At 34.1% G+C, this 15705-nt stretch carries 16 protein-coding genes and 2 tRNA genes; 13 read left to right on the top strand and 5 right to left on the bottom strand.

Going from position 1 to position 15705, the window contains the following annotated elements; all coding sequences use genetic code 11:
• Window positions 1–70: 70 nt before the first annotated feature.
• Window positions 71–1363, bottom strand: coding sequence for a phosphopyruvate hydratase (eno, locus tag ACS5L2_RS01220; RefSeq protein WP_459201946.1), 1293 nt, complete (start codon window positions 1361–1363; stop codon window positions 71–73).
• Window positions 1364–1606: 243 nt separating this feature from the next.
• On the opposite strand from eno, the gene ACS5L2_RS01215 reads away from it, so the two are divergent.
• From ACS5L2_RS01215 to ACS5L2_RS01180, 8 genes are all read left to right on the top strand, one after another.
• Entirely contained in the window at window positions 1607–1885 is a 279-nt protein-coding gene (locus ACS5L2_RS01215) for a hypothetical protein (RefSeq protein ID WP_459201945.1), read from the top strand.
• Between the two features lie 14 nt (window positions 1886–1899).
• Entirely contained in the window at window positions 1900–2634 is a 735-nt protein-coding gene (locus ACS5L2_RS01210) for a uroporphyrinogen-III synthase (RefSeq protein WP_459201944.1), read from the top strand.
• Window positions 2635–2691: 57 nt separating this feature from the next.
• On the top strand, window positions 2692–3207 hold the full coding sequence (locus ACS5L2_RS01205; RefSeq protein ID WP_459201943.1) for an MJ0936 family phosphodiesterase: 516 nt from the start codon (window positions 2692–2694) through the stop codon (window positions 3205–3207).
• Window positions 3208–3414: 207 nt separating this feature from the next.
• Window positions 3415–4749 (top strand): phosphoribosylamine--glycine ligase, encoded by a 1335-nt coding sequence (gene purD, locus ACS5L2_RS01200; protein ID WP_459201942.1) that lies wholly within the window; start codon window positions 3415–3417, stop codon window positions 4747–4749.
• A 97-nt stretch (window positions 4750–4846) separates the two neighbouring features.
• Window positions 4847–5995 carry a pyridoxal-phosphate-dependent aminotransferase family protein gene (locus tag ACS5L2_RS01195; protein WP_459201941.1) on the top strand — a complete coding sequence of 383 codons (1149 nt, stop codon included), beginning with the start codon at window positions 4847–4849 and terminating at the stop codon, window positions 5993–5995.
• 64 nt (window positions 5996–6059) lie between these two features.
• The gene (yjjX, locus tag ACS5L2_RS01190) at window positions 6060–6719 is read left to right on the top strand and encodes an inosine/xanthosine triphosphatase (protein WP_459201940.1); all 660 of its coding nucleotides are present in this window, start codon (window positions 6060–6062) and stop codon (window positions 6717–6719) included.
• An 86-nt stretch (window positions 6720–6805) separates the two neighbouring features.
• Window positions 6806–6970, top strand: coding sequence for a 4Fe-4S binding protein (locus ACS5L2_RS01185; protein WP_012193397.1), 165 nt, complete (start codon window positions 6806–6808; stop codon window positions 6968–6970).
• Window positions 6971–6972: 2 nt separating this feature from the next.
• Window positions 6973–8145, top strand: a complete 1173-nt coding sequence (locus ACS5L2_RS01180; RefSeq protein ID WP_459202642.1) for an NAD(P)/FAD-dependent oxidoreductase — start codon at window positions 6973–6975, stop codon at window positions 8143–8145.
• 22 nt (window positions 8146–8167) lie between these two features.
• Here ACS5L2_RS01180 and ACS5L2_RS01175 read toward each other — a convergent pair whose 3' ends face one another.
• Complete coding sequence (locus ACS5L2_RS01175; RefSeq protein WP_459201939.1) at window positions 8168–8704, bottom strand: S24/S26 family peptidase; 537 nt, start codon at window positions 8702–8704, stop codon at window positions 8168–8170.
• A 289-nt stretch (window positions 8705–8993) separates the two neighbouring features.
• Here ACS5L2_RS01175 and ACS5L2_RS01170 point away from each other — a divergent pair, with 289 nt between their 5' ends.
• From ACS5L2_RS01170 to ACS5L2_RS01150, 5 genes are all read left to right on the top strand, one after another.
• Entirely contained in the window at window positions 8994–9197 is a 204-nt protein-coding gene (locus tag ACS5L2_RS01170; RefSeq protein ID WP_011170330.1) for a histone family protein, read from the top strand.
• Between the two features lie 233 nt (window positions 9198–9430).
• Window positions 9431–10108, top strand: coding sequence for a UMP kinase (gene pyrH / locus ACS5L2_RS01165; protein ID WP_459201938.1), 678 nt, complete (start codon window positions 9431–9433; stop codon window positions 10106–10108).
• Window positions 10109–10344: 236 nt separating this feature from the next.
• Entirely contained in the window at window positions 10345–10527 is a 183-nt protein-coding gene (locus ACS5L2_RS01160; RefSeq protein WP_459201937.1) for a DUF2116 family Zn-ribbon domain-containing protein, read from the top strand.
• Between the two features lie 114 nt (window positions 10528–10641).
• Window positions 10642–10720, top strand: a tRNA-Met gene (locus tag ACS5L2_RS01155).
• A 196-nt stretch (window positions 10721–10916) separates the two neighbouring features.
• Window positions 10917–10992 (top strand) — tRNA-Met (locus ACS5L2_RS01150).
• A 264-nt stretch (window positions 10993–11256) separates the two neighbouring features.
• Here ACS5L2_RS01150 and ACS5L2_RS01145 read toward each other — a convergent pair.
• From ACS5L2_RS01145 to hacB, 3 genes are all read right to left on the bottom strand, one after another.
• Complete coding sequence (locus ACS5L2_RS01145; RefSeq protein ID WP_459201936.1) at window positions 11257–12861, bottom strand: S-layer protein; 1605 nt, start codon at window positions 12859–12861, stop codon at window positions 11257–11259.
• 485 nt (window positions 12862–13346) lie between these two features.
• Entirely contained in the window at window positions 13347–15119 is a 1773-nt protein-coding gene (locus ACS5L2_RS01140) for a ribosome biogenesis/translation initiation ATPase RLI (protein WP_459201935.1), read from the bottom strand.
• A 46-nt stretch (window positions 15120–15165) separates the two neighbouring features.
• Window positions 15166–15651, bottom strand: a complete 486-nt coding sequence (hacB, locus tag ACS5L2_RS01135; protein ID WP_459201934.1) for a homoaconitase small subunit — start codon at window positions 15649–15651, stop codon at window positions 15166–15168.
• Window positions 15652–15705: the final 54 nt, after the last annotated feature.

Here is a 15705-nt window from a genome sequence, read left to right as displayed (position 1 = left end):
ACGTTTAACTTAAAATTTAAAAAAATATCAACAAGACTGAATTTAAAAATAAAAATATTAAAAAATAGAATTAAAATGGAATTTTGAAGTCTTTTCCAGCATATTTTGAAATCTGGAGTTCTTCTTCAATTCTGATTAATTGGTTATATTTTGCAGTTCTTTCTCCTCTTGCAGGAGCACCTGTTTTTATCTGACCTGCATTTAGTGCAACAGCTAAATCTGCAATTGTTGAGTCCTCTGATTCCCCACTTCTGTGTGAAACAACTAAACTGTAACCGTTTCTGAAAGCCATGTTTGCTGCATCGATTGATTCAGAAAGTGTTCCGATTTGGTTTACTTTTAAAAGAAGTGAATTTGCAGCGCCCATTTCAATTCCTTTTTTGAGTCTTTTCGTGTTTGTTACAAATAAATCGTCGCCGACAATCTGTATTCCTTTTAATTCCTTTGTTGCTGTTCTAAAACCTTCAAAATCTTCTTCAAACAATGGATCTTCAATTGAAACTATCGGGTACTGTGAAACCATTTCTTTATAGATTTCAATTAATTTGTCAGTTGAAACTTTTTCTCCTGCAATTAAGTATGAACCTGATTTTTCATCGTAAAACTCACTTGCCGCAGAATCAATTGTAAAGACTATTTCATCTTCATAGCCTGCTCTTTTAACACCGTCTAAAAGTACAGAAAGAGCTTCGTCAATTGTTTTTACAGGAGGTGCAAATCCACCTTCATCCCCTACATTTACTGCATCTTTTCCGTATTTTTCAGCAACTACTTTTTTCAAAGATTGGTATGTTTCTGCACACATTCTTACAGCTTCTGCAAATGAATCTGCGCCAACAGGCATTATCATGAATTCCTGAAAATCAAGCGCGTTTCCTGCGTGTTGGCCACCATTTAATACATTCATCATAGGCGCAGGCATGACATATGCATTGCATCCACCGATGTATTTATAAAGTGGAACTGATGCAGTATCTGCTGCTGCCTTTGCAACTGCAAGTGAAACTGCTAAAATTGCGTTTGCACCTAAATTTCCTTTATTTTCAGTTCCATCAAGGCCAATCATTATTTCATCAATTAATCTCTGGTTTCTTGCATCTTCACCGATTAATTCCTGTGCAATAATGTCATTTACATTTGAAACTGCATTTAATACGCTTTTTCCACCGTATTTTTCATTTGAATCCCTTAATTCAACTGCTTCGAAAGTTCCTGTTGAAGCACCACTTGGAACAATTGTGTGTCCGTATCCTCCACCTGCGGTTAAAACTTCAGCTTCCACAGTTGGGTTTCCTCTTGAATCGAGTACTTGTCTTGCTTTTATTTCGTATATATCGAACGAATCGTCCATGTTTCTTAGCAAAATCTCACCTCTGGTAAATTTCCACATTATTAAAGTTTAAAAAAGATAAATGCCGCTAAAAACTACAATAATGATTGTGTTTTAAGAAATATATAGTTTTCCCATGATTAATTCAATTACGAAACGGCGGTTTTATGTTTAAAAAATCTGTTAGCATTCCCAATTTAAAAATCAAATAAAAAAAGTTATTTATAATTAAAAAAATAAAATTAAAATGATTCTTAAAACTTAAAAGATGATATTATGAAAGGAACTGGCAATCTAATTACCGTTGATGACAAAACAATCGTAAATTCCATGGAAAAAGTCTTTAAAGAAGAACTTGAAGACATGGAAAGAGATTTAGCGTTACTATATCGAAAATACGATGTAAGTAACAGCAGGCTGCTTGCAGACAAAGTTTCTGCAGGTATTTACATGGGCGAAGAAATTTTAAGGGATTTGGAAGACATGGAATATTTTGAAGAAAATATTGAAAAATTAAGGGCGTATTTAAGGGATTTGAATATGAAAAAGATTTAATCGTTGGGGAATTTATGAAAGTTGTAATCACACGTCCCGTTGAAAAAGGTATGGATTTTTCAGAAATGCTTGAAAAAACCGGTTTTGAAACGATTATTTTTCCAACCCTCGAACTTGTTTTTAAAAAAGCCCAAATAAATCTTGAAAAGTATTCATGGATAGTTTTTACAAGTCCACGTGGAATTGAAGGTTTTTTTAAGAATTTAACTTTGGAAGATATTAAAAAAGTTTCAACTAAAAAAATAGGTGCAATAGGAATTGAAACTGCAAAAGAATTTGAAAAAATCTTTGAAAAAACTGTAGACGTTATTCCTGAGTTATACACTGCAGAACACCTGCTTGAAGCACTTCAAAGAGAAGTTAAACCTGATGAAAGAGTACTTGTTCCAACAACCCCCTCAACAAGAGATGTGTTAAAAAAAGGTTTAAACGCTGACCTGATTTTTGTTTACAGTTCGGAAGAACCCGAAAATATACCTGAAAAATTAGAAGAACTTGAAAAACAGGTTATTTCTGAAAATAAAAATAAAAGAAAAGTAATTTTAACATTTACAAGTGGACTTACTGCAAAAAACTTCTTTAAACACTGTAGACCAGAATTTTTAGAACTTTTAAAAGAGCAGTATGTTGTATCAATTGGGCCGATAACAAAGAAAAATGTTGATTCTTTTGGATTCGATTCTTTGATGCCTAAAAAAAATTATACTGTTGAAGGAATGCTCTCTGTGATTAAAGCTTTAAATATCTGATTTTCTATTTTATATTTGTTTTATTGTTTAACTATCTTGTTAATACTGGTGAGTTTTATGAAAATTGGAATAATGTCGGATACACACGACCATTTACCAAACATTAGAAAGGCTATCGCCGTTTTTAATGACGAAAAAGTAGATATGGTTGTTCATTGTGGTGATTTCGTATCATTGTTTGTAATCAAAGAGTTTGAACACTTAAACTCAAAAATTGTTGGAGTTTTTGGAAATAACGACGGTGAAAAAACCCTGTTAAAAGAATGGTTGAAGGAAATCGATTCTGATAATGAACTTGAACAGTATGTAAGTTTTGAAACTGACGGGCATAAGTTCTTCATTCTTCACGGAACGCATGCACCAATCCTCGAATCAGTAATCAAATCAAAAGAATATGATGTAGTAATTCACGGGCACACTCACGAAAGACAGTTTGAGGAAATCGACGGTGTTTTAGTGATAAACCCTGGAGAATGCTGCGGATACCTAACAGGAAAACCAACAATTGCAATATTAAATACAAAAGACAAAGAATATCAAGAAATTGATTTAGACGAAGTTTCTGAGATTTAAATCATTTTAAATTCTATTTTTAAGATTTTTTTGTAATTTATTTTCAATGCGTATTTTAATCATGAATCGGTATGGATAATTTTATTTATTATAATGAATTAACAAAAAATGATTAAATCATTTCCATTTTCAAAAATTAAAAATACTAACATCAACATATATTTTTAAAATGTTTTTTTAACTAAAATAATCGAAATGGTGGTTTGTATGAAAGTTTTACTTATTGGTGGGGGAGCACGAGAGCACGCAATTGCTATGGCCCTTAAAAAAAACGAACTCGTGGAACTCTACACGTTAATGAAAAATAAAAATCCTGGGATATATGCACTCTCTGATGAGGTATCATTTAATAGTGAAACCGATGTTCCTGCAATAAAAGAGTTTGCGGAAAAAATTAAACCTGAAATTGCAGTAATTGGCCCTGAGTCCCCACTTGGAGTTGGAGCTGCTGATTTACTCGAAGAAATGGGCATTCCAACAGTTGGCCCAAAAAAACTTCCAGCTCAAATTGAAACAAGCAAGGAATTCATGAGAAACCTCTTTAAAAAATACGAAATAGACGGTTCTTTAAAATACGCTGCATTTAACGAGTATGGAACTGAACTTGAACTGTTTATCGATGAAATGACCGCGTTAGGAAAAGACGTTGTTGTAAAACCTGCGGGACTTACCGGCGGTAAAGGAGTAAAAGTCGTTGGTGAACAGTTAAAAGATAATGAAGAAGCTAAAATCTATGCAAAAGAAGTATTTGATAAAAGTATTGGTGGCGGAAACATAATTATCGAAGAAAAGCTTGTTGGTGTTGAATTTACACTCCACGGCTTTGTAGATGGCGAAAATATCGTATTCATGCCTGCCGTTCAAGACCACCCTCACGCATACAATAATGATGAAGGACCTATCACCGGAGGTATGGGTTCATACTCCTGTCCAAACCACGAACTGCCATTTTTATCCAAAGAAATGCTTGATAGAGCAGAAAAAATCATGGAAAAAACTGTAAGTTCGATTAATTTAGAAGTTGGTCCTTACAACGGATTTTTATACGGTCAATTCATGCTAACTGCAGACGGTCCAAAAATTATCGAATATAACGCAAGATTTGGAGACCCTGAAGCAATGAATTTGCTACCTATACTAAAAACAGACTTTTTAGATGTTTGTTTTGCAATCGCAGAAGGAAAACTTGACGAAATAAACATCGAATTTGAAAACAAAGCAACTGTTTGTAAATATGTTGTACCAAACGGTTACCCGATAGACCCCGTAAAAAACAAAGAATTAACAGTTGATGAAAAAGCAATTGAAAATGAAGGCGCAATATTATTCTACGCTTCAATTAACGAAAAAGATGGAAAATTATTCATTACTGGCTCAAGAAGTGCGGCTGTTGTTGGAATTTCGGAAAATATCGAAAAAGCTGAAAAAATCGCTCAAAAAGCAATTGAAAACTTTAAAGGCGAAGTATATTACAGAAGCGATATTGGAACCCCGGATTTGATTAAAAAAAGGGTGGAAAGAGTAAAACAGCTTGCTAAATAAAATTAAAATTCATGCTAATATATAAATAATAGAAATATATATCAAATTTCATCAATATTATTGAATTTAGAAACAACAAGTAAAATAGAGGGATTTAATGAAACAGATGGATACTGAAAAACTGTTAATGATTCCAGGCCCAACAATGGTTCCTAGCAGGGTTTTAAACACCATGGCATTACCAATTATTGGCCACAGGACAAAAGACTTTGGAGACTTAACCGAAGATACAGTCAACATGATGAAAAAGGTCTTCCAGACTAAAAACGATACATACATCATAACCGGTTCAGGTACTGCTGTAATGGACATGGCTATCTCAAACACCCTTGATAAAGGCGACAAAGTAATAAACATTACAAACGGAAATTTTGGAGAAAGATTCTACAAAATTTCATCAGTTTATAAAGCAGACACCATCCAGTACGAACCTGAATGGGGGGATTTAGCTGACCCTAAACAATTAAAAGAATTACTTGAAGAAAACGAAGATGTAAAAGCAGTAACTGTCGTTCACAACGAAACCTCAACTGGTGCTAAAAACCCAATCGAAGAACTTGGAAACGTTGTAAAAGATTTCAACGCAATCTACATCGTAGACACAATCTCATCACTTGGTGGAGATTACGTAGATGTAGACAAGTTCAACATCGATATCTGTGTTACAGGTTCACAAAAATGTATTGCTGCACCACCAGGACTTGCTGCAATTACAGTAAGCGAAAAAGCTTGGGATGTTGTTTCAAAAACGGAAACCAAATCATTCTACTTAGATTTAAACGCGTACAAAAAATCATGGGACAGCAAAAAAGAAACCCCATACACGCCATCTGTTTCATTAACTTACGCAATGAACGAAGCTCTTGAAATGGTACTTGAAGAAGGACTTGAAAACAGAGTTAAAAGACATGAATTACTTGCTAAAGCTACAAGAGCAGGTTTAGAAGCCATGGGTCTTAAATTATTTGCAAAAGAAAGAGCACAGTCAGTTACAGTTACTTCAGCATACTACCCTGAAGGAATTGATGACAAAAAATTCAGAGGGCTCCTTGCAGAAAAATACGACATAAGAGTTGCTGGCGGACAGTCACATTTAACTGGAAAAATATTCAGAGTTGGACACATGGGTTCAATTAAAGAATACCAGGTTTTAGGAACATTAGCTGCTATCGAACTTGTATTTAAAGAATTAGGCTACAATGCAGAAGGCGGAGTTGCTGCTGCAAAAAAAGTGCTATCTAACTAAAACATAACTTTTTTAACTATTATTTTTATTTTTTAATATCAGAGTAATTTATTTTGGTGAGTTAATGTTTGAATCCAGATTTTGCGATATTTGCGGCAAACCTGCAAAAACATATCGATTTGGAAGCCTACTCTGCGATAATCCCGAATGCTTAGAAAAAGCACAAAAACTTCGTGGAGGCCCTGCAGGACACAAACTAAGGGTTGTATCTATTGGAAGTACAAATCCTGTCAAAGTTTCTGCGGTAGAAAAAGCTCTTGAAAAAACTGTTGGAAATATGCTTGTAACGCCAGTAGATACTGAAAGTGGAGTATCTAATCAGCCTAAAGGATTTGAAGAAACTTTTAAAGGTGCTTACAATCGGGCAAAGAATGCATTTGAAAAAGTAAACTCAGTTTATGGAATTGGAATTGAAGCTGGAATGATAGAACTTGGAGAAAAAAAATTAGATATTCATATTTGTGTTGTTTACAATGGATTGGATTACAGCGTTGGAACTTCTCAAGCTTTTCAAATTCCGAAAGAAATCTCCGATAAAATAAATGAAGGTTTTGAATGCGGCAGTGTTGCAGAAGAAACTTATGGAATAAAAGATATTGGTCAGAAAAACGGGCTTATCGGGGTTCTTACTGATGACAACATAGTAAGGGAACAGCTGTGCATTGATTCAGTAGTAATGGCAATGATGCCAAAGTTTAAAAGGAATTCAAAAATAAGGTTTTAAATAGAATTACTACAACAATCTAATGAGGATAATATTTATACAATGATTTTAATTTGTATAATAATTCTAATGGTAAAAGTGATACGATGAAAGTGAATTACAACAAATGCGGCTACTGTGGGGCATGCGTTGGAGTATGTAAAAGTATGGCAATAGAATTAATTGAAAACAAATTATACATTGAGGAAGAAAAATGCAACAACTGTAAACTATGCGCAGTTGTATGTCCTGTAAATGCGTTGGAGGAATAATCATGAGGGCTTTAAACGATAGCTATGATGTAGTTGTGGTTGGTGCAGGGCCTGCGGGCAGTATGGCTTCTTACAACGCATCCAAAAATGGGGCAAAGACACTTTTAATTGAAAAGTCTCAGGAAATTGGAACTCCAGTAAGGTGCGCTGAAGCAGTTCCTAGAATTGAAGAGTTTGGAATTAAACCTGACCCTTCATATATCAAATCATATATCCGAGGAGGATATTTAGTTGCTCCAAACGGTAAAAAAATAGTCGTAAAGGGCGGAAAAACGGATGGATATGTTGTTGAAAGAAAAGTATTTGATAAACACCTTGCAATAAGGAGCGGTCAGGCTGGAACCCAGATTGCAGTTAAAAGCAGGGTTACAGGAATTGAAAAAACTGATGATGGATACAACGTTTTTGTAAACTATCTCGGAGACGAATACGTAGTTAAATCAAAAATAGTAATTGCTGCAGATGGCGTTGAAAGTAATATTGCAGAGTACGCGGGATTAAAATCAAAGAAAAATCCTAAAGAAATCTGTTCATGTGCAGAATACGAGATGACCAACGTAAAATTATTGAATAATGAAATGATGGAATTTTACTTTGGTGATATATGTCCTAAAGGATACATCTGGTTATTCCCAAAAGGTGACACTGTAAACGTTGGTATTGGTGTCATTGATAGTAAAAAAAGAGCAATTGATTATTTAGATGAATTTTTAACAGACCCATTAGTTGAAGGAAGGCTTGATAAAGCAGTTCCAGTTGAGTTTAAAGTTGGTGGTGACCCCGTAGGTGGCCCAATTGAAAAAACAGCTGCTGATAACATCATGGTTGTAGGCGACGCTGCAGGACACGTCAGCCCGCTTACAGGTGGAGGAATAGGCCTTTCAATCGACTGTGGTTTAATGGCAGGAGAAGTTGCTGCACAGAGTATCAAAGCTGAAAACTATTCAGAAGAGTTTTTAAGTCTTTACGAAAAAAAATGGAAAGAAAAATACTACAAACTCTTGATGAATGACTTAAAATACAAAAATATACTTCAAAAACTAAGTAACGATGAATTAAATGCAATTGCAAATTCGCTTCCAGAAAATTTAGAAGAAGTAGATGTTGGAAAGCTTGCATTTAGAATTGTTACGAAAGCACCGTCCCTTTTAAGGCACTTTAAAGAATTAATTTAAAAAATTAATATATTTTTTGGTGTTATTTAGTTTTTAACTGGTTTTTCTCATCTTTCTCTTTTCTGTAATCATAATACATCCATATTACAATCAATATCACAAATATAATCAAATTTTCTTTTAGAATTATCGATATATTTCCAAGATACGGAATTATTAATGGTTCTTCATCTAATTCGACCACTTTTTGTCTAATCTGTTCTGCACGTATTAATTCAGGGTCATAGTCTTGATTATTATCCCCTTTTGTGATGTAATATTTATTTCCGGTTTCAGGATTAGTCCATGTATCGATAACTCTGTGGATTACAGGCGTTGTTGGCGAAAATTCTGAAATTATTGGAATGTTATATATTATACTTTCCCGTGGATTTATTGCATAATAATTTAAAGTCCGCCCGTTTATGGGTAAATCCTGTTCTATTATTTCATTTTCTCTTGCATTAGTCCAGTGGGCGTTATATACTATTATATCCCCCACTGACACGTTTTCGGGGTCAAACTCGAAATTTGAGTTTTCTACAACTACAAAATCGCCTCTTGTCATTACCGGAACCATGCTGTCTGAGACCACGACATTGACATGTGTCCACACAATGAGAAAGACGAATAAAAATACAGTCCATTCAAGAATATTTTTATTATTGATGATACCACCCAAACTCTAATTTCATTTCAAGATTTTTGGATTCTTAATAATAATATACGTAAGCTAATATAAATTACATTGTGGTTTTGAGTTGAGTCAAGATTTCATATTGGTATAGGCTTCTCATTCGTGGTTTTTTCCGAAAGATTTATATATTTAGTTTTCCAAAATTAAAACTGTAAAAGATTGAGGTGATTTTATGGCAGAACTACCAGTTGCACCAGTAGTAAGAATATTAAAAAAAGCAGGTGCTGAAAGAGTAAGTGAAGATGCAGCAAAAATGTTTGTTGAGGCATTAGAAGAAATCGCAATGGACATCGCTAAAGAAGCAGCAGATTTATCCAAACATGCTGGAAGAAAAACTGTTAAAGTTGAAGACATTAAAATGGCTTTAAAAATGTAATTACCCTTTAAGGGAAAGTTGCACGTTTAAAACTACTGATAAGTTAATTATCAGATATCAAAATCTTTGATTTTGTGATTCAATATTACAGTTATCAATTATCTTTATTGTTACTTTTTTATTCTTTTTTCGAATTTTTAGCTAAAATTTTATATAATGAATGATTATACTATTTAGGATAATTTAGAGTTATTGTTTTTTGAAAACTTACAAAATAGAACTGAGGTTACTTCATGGATGTAGTTTTTGCACTTGGAGGATCAGTCTTGATGCCTAAAGAAGGAGCGTCAACTGAAAACATTCAAAATTATGCTAAAGCATTTAAAAAATTAAAGGAAATGGGCCATAGGGTTTCGGTTGTTGTTGGTGGTGGAAATACCGCAAGGCAATACATATCAGTTGCGCGAGAATTTGCAAATGAATCATTTTGTGATGAAATCGGAATCCTTGCAACACGAATGAACAGCATGTTATTAATTTCAGCACTTGGAAAAGATGCAGTAAAACAAGTTCCTGAAAATTTCAAAGATGCCGAACTTATTTTAAACATGGATAAAATACTTGTAATGGGTGGAACTCATCCTGCACACACAACAGATGCAGTTTCAGCAACTCTCGCAGAATTTATCGATGCAGATTTACTCGTCATTGCAACAAATGTTGATGGGGTGTATAACAAAGACCCGCGAGTAAACGAAGATGCAGTAAAACTTGATAAAATAAATACAAAAGAACTTTTAGAAATTACAGGTTCATGTTCAATAAGTGCAGGATCATCAGGAGTGGTTGATCCATTAGCATCAAAAATTATTGACCGGGCAAAATTAAAAACTGTTGTTGTAAAAGGAACTCCTGAAGAAATTTTAGCATCAGTTTCTGGAAAACATAACGGAACTATAATTACGCCCTAAACCATTCTTTCCAAACCCTTTTTTCTTAAAAAGAAAAAAGCCTTTGATGGGAAAAAAGAAGAAATAAATAATATTTTAAAAAACATTCTAAAAATAGAAAAAGCCATTTTACAAATTAAATTTTGCAAAATATCAAAAAGCTCTGATTTCTGTTTAAATGGGAAAAAAGATTTCTAAACAGTTATTTAAAAATAATTTAAAACTTCAAAAATCAAATATTAAACTTTGGTGATAACATGGAAAAACACAAACACTGTGTAAATTGCGGACTATCTATCCCTCCAGAAGAATCATTCTGTTCACAAAAATGTAAAGAAGAATTTGTTCAAAAAAGAAAAAAAATGATGAGAAGTCAGCAAATATTCTTCGTTGCGATGCTTGCTATCTTAGCAGTCTATGCATACACCGTATTTTTCTAATAAAAGGCCATTTTTAAAAAATTTTTTTAAATATTTAACCCATAAGTTTAAATACTACGGTTAATATGTTTATGTGTTAGCAAAGTGTTAGTTAAAAAGCTAATGTTTATTTGAAGCGAGGTAGGGTAGCCAGGCCTATCCCGCCGGGCTCATAACCCGGAGATCAGAAGTTCAAATCTTCTCCTCGCTACCATTTTTTAATTGAATTTGAAACTATGAGTTTTCGTTTTTTAAATTGATTACCATATTCTGAATTGTTATCAATTTGGAAAAATTTGTAATTGAAAAGTCGATCAAAAGCTAATTGTGTTGAAGCGAGGTAGGGTACCCAGCAACCTTTTTTAGAAAAAGGTTGATCAAAAACGTATCTGAAAAGCTAATTGTGTTGAAGCGAGGTAGGGTAGCCAGGACTATCCCGCCGGGCTCATAACCCGGAGATCAGAAGTTCAAATCTTCTCCTCGCTATTTTTTTTATTAACGTATCAAAAGAGTTTTGATCAACCTTTTTTAAAAGGTTGGTTTGAAACGTTCTCCTCGCTATTTTTTTAGCAGTATTATTTTCGAAAAGTTAATTTTTTTAAAGAATATTTTAAAATCAATAAAACTTATTTTTTCAATTTATAAAATAAATCTGTAAATTTAAATATAATAATATTATTTTCTAAAAAAGAAAAAGTGGGTCAAAAGACCCACCTTAGGTATGTTTGATTAAACTTTTTTGAAGTTTAATTATAACATGTCGATTAAAGCTTCAGCAGCTTCTTCGGTTGCAGCTCTGTCTCCACCAGCTACAACTAATACATCGTTACCGTTTGCAGCATCAGCAACTACTGCTAATGTTGCTGGTGAGTCGTTGTCGATTGCAACTAATCCTGCATCTGCAAGTTCAGCTGTTAATGTGTTTACAACTGGTCCACCAACTAAGATTAATGCTTTGTCAGCATCGTCTAATGAAGCTTCTGAGTCTAATACTGCAATAGGTGCAGTCATTACAACAGCTTCTTTAGCTTCAGCATCGATTTCAGCTAATTTGATTTGTGCGTTTAATACACTTACTGTTTGACCGATAGATAATGAAACTTCTTTTGCCTGGTCCATTTTGAACAAGGTGTTGATGTCGTCGTCGTCATCTTCTAATTCAAATGTCACGTAGTCTGCAACATCGAATGAATCGTCTTTTTCAAGATCTTCTTCGTCGTCACCAGCGTATTGTAATGCAACACCAGATAACGTCGTTACATCACTAATATCTTTTTCTAAGGACATTGAATCTGAGTCAAATGCATATACTTCCCAGTCAGGGATGAATTCTTCTCCTAATTCTAATTTAACTACGTTGTCAACGATTAAGATTTCTGCGTAACCGTAATCTGAACCTACGTTTTCCCATGCACTGTTTACAACTACACCGATGTCGCCGTAGATCATTTTAATTTGTGTTGTGTCGAATTTTTCTGAAACAACTTTTCCATCTTTTAAGATTTTAACATTTACTTTAGGGTCACCTGAAGCTGTAAGAGGTGATAATACTGAGTCAATAGCTACAGTGTATCCATTTCCTAAATCGTATGATTCACCTTCTTTGATAACTCCATCAAATACTTCTTTACCTACTGCAATGTAGTCGTCGTCGTTGTCTACTTTAACAACTGCGTATTCTTCACCTAAGAATGGTATTCTGTTACCTACTCTAAGTACTTCGAAGTCATCTTTGTCATCGTTAAATGCAGCTGATAAGTAAATTGCATCTCCTTCCATTATGTCGTATTCTCCGTCATCGTCATCTGTTCCAGAGACTTTTACGTATACGATTTCTGCAGCGTTGTTTTCATCACTGTTGTTCCATTCTGAAGGGTCAACATCATCAACTTCTGTTAAGGTATCTAATTTTCCTAATGATTCAAGTGCACTGTATGTGAAGTCACCAGCTGAACCTGCAAGGTCGAATACATCGTTGTAATCTTTATCAGGGGATGTAATAAATGCGACATCAGCAGTTGTTGCTTGGTCTACATCATTAACGTAAAGTTCAAAGTCGTCTGATTCTGCTTCAGCTTTTACTGAAACTGTTGCAGCTCCATCTTCAACTGTTCCTTCTTTGAACATTAATGATCCGATTTTTGCAGCGATGTTAGCAGCTGAAACAACGTCTAATGCAGCAGCATCTGATCCTACTACAATATCTACGTTTGCTTCACCATCTGTTACTACATCAGCAGCGAAAGCGTCTACATCTCCAACTTTTTCAGCAGCGAAAGCGCCTGATGCTAAAGCGGATGCAACCATTGCACCGCCTACAGCAATAGCACCTATTTTTTTCATGCTCATAGCCATAGTAATTCACCTTTGTTGTGTTACTTTTTTTACAAGAATAGCCTTGTCGCCATCACTATATATACCTTACCATTTGAAACGGTTGCAATAATAGTTTCAGGGCAATAACCTATCAATTATAGGTTAATTTTAACAAAAAAAGTTAAATAAAAGATTATTTTAAAAAATAAACTGTTGCAAATATTTGCAACTTTTTTAAAGAATTTTTTAGTAAATGAAATTTTAAAATGTTATACCGGTCAACACTACTAAAAATAACCACGGATTATTTTTAAAATGATTTTTAAAGTATTTTAAAAAAATATATATTAATCTAAATATTTAATGATTTATAGTACTATCAACATAATTTAATTCACTTCAAGGTAAAATATTATAATAAATTATTAAGATAATTTATGAAAAATCAGTAAACTTTTTTTAAAATTTATTTATATAAAACATAGAATAGAAGGTAGATTAATTAAAAAAATAAATTAAGTGTTTTATTCATCAATATAGTAGTATTCCCCGATTTCTTTTTGATAAACATCTCTTTGACTTCCTTCTTTATTCACTCTCGGTCTTCCAGTGTCAGGGTCTCTTCTAAATGTAATTCCCATTTCTTTTAAAAATTTGTTTGCACCAGGTCTTTTTTGTAATGGCTCTGAACCAGTTCCGTTTGATCCTGCAGTACCACTAAATACAATAAATCTATCAGAAATGTAGTCTTGGAACAAGATATCGTGGTCAACTACAAACATTGCTGCTTCTTTTTCGTCAGCCATTCTTCTAATAACTCTTGATGTACTCAACCTCTGTTCGACATCTAAAAATGCAGAAGGTTCATCTATCAAATACAAGTCTGCATCGTGACTTAAACATGCGGCAATTGAAACTCTTTGAAGTTCCCCGCCTGAAAGGTCTTTTACAGATGAATCAAGTAGATTTTCAAGTGAAAGTGGTTTTATTATTTCTGACTTGTAGTATGAAGTGTGTATTGCAGTAATTGACATCAGTAAATCTTCAACTGTTCCTTCAAAGTCTGATGAAATATACTGTGGTTTATACGAAACAGCAACTTCCCCGTTAACTTCCCCTGAATCAGGCGAAATTACACCTGCAAGAGCTTTTACAAATGTAGTTTTTCCAATACCGTTTGGACCCAAAATTCCTACAACTTCACCCTGGTAGATTTGACCGCCTTTAACATTTAAGCTGAAATCTCCAAGTTTCTTTGAAATATCCGTGTAATCTAAAAGTAAAGGCCTATTGGTGCTATCTTGTGGAGGCCTTTTTTCAAATACTATCGGGCTTTTCCTAAATCTTATGTTTTCTTCTTTTAAGAAACCATCAAGGTACGTGTTTATACCAACCCTTGTTCCTCGCGGGTGGGTTACAACCCCGTAAGCTGAAGGGATACCATACATTATATGTATATAATCTGAAAGGTAGTCTAAAACAATCAAATCGTGCTCTACTGCAACAACTTTTTTACCCTCAGCAACTTCCCTTATTACTTTTGCCGCACTAAATCTCTGTTTTACATCAAGCCAAGATGTTGGTTCATCGAAATAATAAATGTCCCCTTCCCTAAGGCATGCTGCCGCAATTGCAACCCTTTGAAGCTCCCCGCCTGAAAGCTGGTCAAAAGTCCTGTCCAATATATTTGAGATTTCAAGAGCAGTTATTATTTTTTCAAATTCCCCTTTTTCATCAACTTTTTTGAGAAGTTCCCCAACTTTTCCTTTCACAACTTTTGGTAAAACATCAACATACTGGGGTTTGTGGATTGGTTTTATTCCGCTGTTTTTCAATTTTTCAAAGTAAGTTTGAAGTTCCGTTCCTGAAAAGTAATCTAAAACTTTTCCCATATCCGGAGTTTCTGTTAAATTGTTTAAATTTAAAACCATCTCTCCACTGAGTGCCTTAATTATTGTTGATTTACCTACACCATTTGGCCCTAAAAGCCCAGTTACTCCATCTCTTGGAGTAATTAATCCATATAATCTAAACCTGTTTTGACCATATGAATGAACAATCCTGTCATCAGTTAATTCTTCAGGAAGCCCGATAATTTTTATCGCTTGGAATGGACATCTCTTGGTACAGATACCGCATCCGCTACAAAGTTCCTCTGAAATTATTGGTTTTCCTAAATCTTCATCCATTACGATTGTTTCTTCTTCCATCCTGACCCCAGGACAGTATTTCATGCATTCAGTCGAACATCTTCTTGGTTGACATCGGTCATAATCTAAAATCGCCAGTCGTGACATAAATTCACCAAATATTCATTTATATAATTTTTATCTTAAATTGTAATTAATTTTTGTGTTTCTTTGCGTAGTTTATAAGCCCGCCTTCGTCCATTATTTCTTTTGCAGTTCCGGTTGGAAGGTGGCAGTTTAAAACCGTATCTTTTAAAATAACCTTTTTGTTTTCAAGGTCTAATTCTATTGAATCCCCATCTTTGACGTGTTTTGAAATTCCTTTGCATTCAATTGGGAAAACTCCAAGATTGATACAATTTCTGTAAAAAATCCTTGCAAAACTCTCGACAATTATTGCTTTGATTCCGCAGTATTTTATTGCAATTGGTGCCTGCTCCCTTGAACTTCCACACCCGAAATTCTCACCTGCAACTAAAAAGTCGCCTTCTTCAACAGACTCTGGAAAATTTTCATCGATTCCTGCCATACAGTGCGATGCAAGCTCGTATTCATCAGTTGTTTTTAAATAAGCTCCGGGAATTATCGCATCGGTATCGATGTCGTCCCCAAATAAGTGCACCTTACCCGTTATTTTCATCATGTCACCATCAATAACTAAAATAAAACCGAATTTTTCCGAATTTAAATTTTA

The organism is Methanococcus mangrovi (genome assembly GCF_054506835.1).
The sequence above is the reverse complement of the archived record's forward strand: the minus strand, read 5'-3'. Positions and strand labels throughout refer to the sequence as shown.

Excerpts from the sequence above, each read along its gene's own strand:
- ACS5L2_RS01215 (WP_459201945.1), top strand. The coding sequence starts at position 1,607 with ATGAAAGGAACTGGCAATCTAATTACCGTTGATGACAAAACAATCGTA.
- ACS5L2_RS01210 (WP_459201944.1), top strand. The coding sequence starts at position 1,900 with ATGAAAGTTGTAATCACACGTCCCGTTGAAAAAGGTATGGATTTTTCA.
- ACS5L2_RS01205 (WP_459201943.1), top strand. The coding sequence starts at position 2,692 with ATGAAAATTGGAATAATGTCGGATACACACGACCATTTACCAAACATT.
- purD (WP_459201942.1), top strand. The coding sequence starts at position 3,415 with ATGAAAGTTTTACTTATTGGTGGGGGAGCACGAGAGCACGCAATTGCT.
- ACS5L2_RS01195 (WP_459201941.1), top strand. The coding sequence starts at position 4,847 with ATGAAACAGATGGATACTGAAAAACTGTTAATGATTCCAGGCCCAACA.
- yjjX (WP_459201940.1), top strand. The coding sequence starts at position 6,060 with ATGTTTGAATCCAGATTTTGCGATATTTGCGGCAAACCTGCAAAAACA.
- ACS5L2_RS01185 (WP_012193397.1), top strand. The coding sequence starts at position 6,806 with ATGAAAGTGAATTACAACAAATGCGGCTACTGTGGGGCATGCGTTGGA.
- ACS5L2_RS01180 (WP_459202642.1), top strand. The coding sequence starts at position 6,973 with ATGAGGGCTTTAAACGATAGCTATGATGTAGTTGTGGTTGGTGCAGGG.
- ACS5L2_RS01175 (WP_459201939.1), bottom strand. The coding sequence starts at position 8,704 with ATGGTTCCGGTAATGACAAGAGGCGATTTTGTAGTTGTAGAAAACTCA.
- ACS5L2_RS01170 (WP_011170330.1), top strand. The coding sequence starts at position 8,994 with ATGGCAGAACTACCAGTTGCACCAGTAGTAAGAATATTAAAAAAAGCA.
- pyrH (WP_459201938.1), top strand. The coding sequence starts at position 9,431 with ATGGATGTAGTTTTTGCACTTGGAGGATCAGTCTTGATGCCTAAAGAA.
- ACS5L2_RS01160 (WP_459201937.1), top strand. The coding sequence starts at position 10,345 with ATGGAAAAACACAAACACTGTGTAAATTGCGGACTATCTATCCCTCCA.
- ACS5L2_RS01145 (WP_459201936.1), bottom strand. The coding sequence starts at position 12,861 with ATGGCTATGAGCATGAAAAAAATAGGTGCTATTGCTGTAGGCGGTGCA.
- ACS5L2_RS01140 (WP_459201935.1), bottom strand. The coding sequence starts at position 15,119 with ATGTCACGACTGGCGATTTTAGATTATGACCGATGTCAACCAAGAAGA.
- hacB (WP_459201934.1), bottom strand. The coding sequence starts at position 15,651 with ATGAAAATAACGGGTAAGGTGCACTTATTTGGGGACGACATCGATACC.